General features: G+C 45.6%; 3 protein-coding genes and 1 pseudogene. 1 reads left to right on the top strand and 3 read right to left on the bottom strand.

The annotated features are described in order from the left end of the window. Positions 1–260: 260 nt before the first annotated feature. Both IM500_RS01375 and IM500_RS01380 read right to left on the bottom strand, forming a co-directional pair. A complete protein-coding gene (locus tag IM500_RS01375) occupies positions 261–977 on the bottom strand; it encodes a polysaccharide deacetylase family protein (protein WP_190722604.1) in 717 nt (238 codons plus the stop codon). A 210-nt stretch (positions 978–1,187) separates the two neighbouring features. After that, a complete protein-coding gene (locus IM500_RS01380) occupies positions 1,188–2,264 on the bottom strand; it encodes an AI-2E family transporter (protein WP_287737477.1) in 1,077 nt (358 codons plus the stop codon). Positions 2,265–2,535: 271 nt separating this feature from the next. On the opposite strand from IM500_RS01380, the gene IM500_RS01385 reads away from it, so the two are divergent. Then, entirely contained in the window at positions 2,536–3,303 is a 768-nt protein-coding gene (locus tag IM500_RS01385) for an ABC transporter ATP-binding protein (RefSeq protein ID WP_190722602.1), read from the top strand. 164 nt (positions 3,304–3,467) lie between these two features. Here IM500_RS01385 and IM500_RS01390 read toward each other — a convergent pair. After that, positions 3,468–3,812 (bottom strand): annotated as a pseudogene (locus IM500_RS01390) (tetratricopeptide repeat protein); the annotation flags it as partial. Positions 3,813–3,971: the final 159 nt, after the last annotated feature.

Genomic DNA, 3,971 nt, shown 5'->3' on the forward strand with positions numbered 1-3,971 from the left:
TAGGTTATGCCCGAATGCTTCGCCCCTACAGGACGCGGGCCGATGAAGATGTAAGGTTTTGAAACATGATTCTCTCAAAATCTTGCACCTGTGGGAGCAAAAAAAGACCCTAAGACCCTTACCTAGTCTATATTTCACATTTATTCAGCCAGCCCTAGATAATATTTTTGACAATAAGAAGGCAGAAATTCTCAAATAAAACTTCTTTCTTTTTGTGAATTGGCGATCTTTTCTTGTCCTTAATGCCTAGAAAATGTCACCTAATAACGTTTGTGATCAACTAATTGGCTGAGAGTCACCACCTGATAACCTCGATCGTGTAATTTAGCTAATAAATTCTTCAGTACGATCGCCGTATTCTCATCTCTTTCGGGGAACCCACCGTGAAGCACTAAAATCGCCCCAGGGAAAATAAATTGCGAGATATACCAAGTGGTAAATTGAGGATGATTCGTTCCTTTTCTGGTATCTAAAGGGATCATGGAAGCGAGGGCAAATCGGGACTCGTAGCCAGGGAATTTACCCAAAAACGAGCGCATAGATTGATTATAGAAGGCTTGACCGGGACGATACCAGCGCGGCACTTGACCGGCAAGACGACTTAAAATATCGTTAGCTTCCCGAAACTGACTGGCAAAAGCGTCGGCAGCCAGTTGACTGGTGCGGAGATCTTGGCTGCCGTGATTACCGATTTCGTGACCTTGGGCGATTAGACGCTCAATCAAGGTGCAGTTCGGTTGCAGGTGTCCTGTGATCAGAAAAAAAGTCGCCTTGACGGCAGTTGCCGGGCTGGCTTTTTCTCGATTATGAGCGGCGATCGCTGCTAAAATGCGATCGGTGGATTTTCCTTCCAGATCGTTGGGAGTGGGTAGATCATCGATAGTAAGAGCGATAATTTTCTCTCCTGTCGGTTGATAGAAAATTGCCCCTGGGAAAAGTCGAGCGATGATCGAGATAATTAATTTGGCAATGCTCATTTGGGGGGTTAAGGGATGAGAGGAGAAGCAAAGATTAGCGATTACAGGCCAAAGATTATTTCTGTAGGAGATATTTACGCATTTTATTCAGTTTCTGCATAAGCGACCAAACTGAGGATAGCGACTCCGGGTAAAAATAGGGTAGTGGCCACGGATGACAACTACCAAACCGGTGAGCCTTTTCAAGGTAAAAATTAGACATATCCGCCCTTAGATTGACTGATCATGGCTATTTACCACTGGTTCGGCGCTATCCTCGCCAATCCAAGCCCTGACTAACTCGTAGCCAAGACCGAGCAGAACCGGCCCGACGAATAAACCAATAATCCCGTAGGCGATCACTCCCCCGAACACCCCTAGCAGAATCACCACCATGGGAAGGGGCAGGCCGCGCCCCATTAAGATCGGTTTGAGGAAATTATCGACCAAGGTGGCGGGAATCATCCAGATGGTAAACAAGAGGGCGATGGAATTGGGTAGTGTTACCCAAGCGTGAATGAGCGCCCCCAAGACAATCAAACCGGGGCCAATTTGGAGAATGCCCAAAATTAGGGTGAGGAGAGTTAATAAACCGGCCGCAGGCGTTCCCACCGTTACTAAACCGATGCCGATCAAAAGACTCTGGATAATGGCAACGCCAATAATACCGCGGCTAACATTGCGGACGGTGGAGGCGGTAAGACCGGCCAGCGCAATTCCTCGACCTGGGGCAATCTTTTCCGCTAACCGGTTCATCAGGTGAGTCAGATTTTTAGCCGAGAGGGTGAGGGCCGCCGCAATCAGAATCGAGGCGATAAATTTCAGCACCGTCAGACCAGTACTGGTGGCCAGAGAAAGGGAGATTTTCCCCAGTTCTTTTAATTGTGGCTCGAAGCGTTGAAGAAATTGACCCGTGTTATCCGATGCCTGCTGCCAGAGACTGGCAATCCTTTCGCCGATCAGCGGCCAGGTGGCCACATCGGCGGGGGGAGGGGGAATCAGCACCGCACCAGTATCGATATATTCGGCCATCGTTCGCAGATTACCCGCCAGAACCGCTGCAATGCCACTCACCGGACCGATAATAATTCCTAGACAAAGTAGGGTGAGGAGAACTGCGGCCAGTTTCGCCCGGCCAGCGAGTAACTTTTTTAACCAGAGAAAGAGCGGATACCAAGCGATCGCTAGAATTGCTCCCCAGAGGATCATGGTTAGGAAGGGACGCAGCAGGGTAAAACCAGCAAATAACAACAGGCCGAGAAAAAACAGCCGGATGACGAGATCGATAATTTTAGCGTCATTTTTCATCAATAGCGATCGCCTTTTGGCTAGATGAGGACATTTCTGCAATTATGGCAGTTTTTCGTTATCGGTAGTGATTCGCTAGTAGTGGTGAGCCGTTTTGCTGATCTGGTGGGGATTGTGTAAAATGTTTCCCGATCAAAATAACTGCCCGATAAATCTTGATAACTGATTCTTTCAGGGTAAATCTCCTGACAAATATTTTTTTGGTCGGTGCAATGCTTACTTTAAATAGTCTTGAGGGAGTAAAATCGACTAATTTAATCTGTTAACAAGGATGCAGGCAAATTTATTAGAAGTGCGGGGGGCAACCCGTCGATTTGGGGGATTAGTCGCTGTCGATGGGGTTTCCTTTCAGGTACAAAAAAACGAGATTTTTGGCTTAATTGGACCCAATGGGGCGGGAAAAACGACTTTATTTAATCTGATCACCGGTTTAATCCCCCTATCGAGTGGTGATTTAATTTATCAAGGGTACAGTCTGGCGAATTATCGTCCTCACCAGATCGCTCAGGCAGGAATTGCCAGGACTTTCCAGAATTTGCGCTTATTTGGTGAATTATCGGCTTTAGAAAATGTGGCGATCGCTGGTAATATTCACAATAGCTCCAATCTCTGGACGGGAATTTTCGGTTTACCGGTTTCGAGAAGGGAGGAGGAAAAAACCTATAAAAGAGCAGCGGAATTATTAGATTTAGTCGGATTAACTGACCAAAGCAATCGGAAAGCCTCTAATTTAGCCTATGGTGATCAAAGACGCTTGGAAATCGCCCGCGCTTTAGCTTTGCAACCCCAGTTATTACTCCTCGATGAACCGGCAGCCGGGATGAATCCCAGCGAAAAGGGGTCATTAAGTCAGCTAATTCGACAAATTCGTGATAATTTAGCTTTAACTGTCCTGTTAATCGAACATCATGTGCCTTTAGTGATGGGATTATGCGATCGCATTGCCGTGTTAGATTTCGGTAAGTTAATCGCTTTGGGAGACCCGGCCACAGTCAGGGAGAATCCCGCGGTGATTGAAGCTTATTTAGGGGATGAATAAGGATTTTAGATATAGCAGCTATCTTCATGGTGAGGTACGAAGTTTTCGTTTTGGGGAGCCGGTCGTCAGTTATCAGTTATCAGCCTTTTTCTCCCTTCTCCCCGCTCTCCTACTGCACTAAAGCGACGGAGAATGTCATACCTGAGCTTATTTTTTTAGACAAATTACTGCATTTTTAGCATCCATTCTACCGTGCGTTCATACAGTTCTAAATTACCGGTTTTTATCAAAGCATTAGCGGCTTTTTGCAAAGAGTTAAGGCTCGCTACTCGGCTACTAGGATTTTTATCATCGTAGGTAGCAAGAGCCTAATTATAATAAGCTTCGCCATAATTAGGCTGATAACTAATTGCTAATTGATCATCCGCAATCGCTTCTTTCTTCTCGCCCATTTTTTCCTTAACTAAACCTCGATTATAGTAAGCTTCAGCATAGTTAGACTGGAGAGCAATAGCCATATTTAAATCCTCCAAAGCACCAGTATTATCTCCCAAATCAAAGCGAATAACTTTTTTCTAAAAACCCTTGACAAATGCCGAGACTTGCTTTATACTTTATGTATAATGGGAATCCGTGCGCCCATATATATAGGGTTTTTGAGGGAAGATAAGAGAGAAAAAAATAGACTCCAAAACCGGGATGGGTAGGAATAGGGATAAAGGTATGAA

This window comes from Microcystis sp. M179S2 (assembly GCF_020245805.1).
In the GTDB taxonomy this organism is placed as follows: Bacteria; Cyanobacteriota; Cyanobacteriia; order Cyanobacteriales; family Microcystaceae; genus Microcystis; species Microcystis aeruginosa.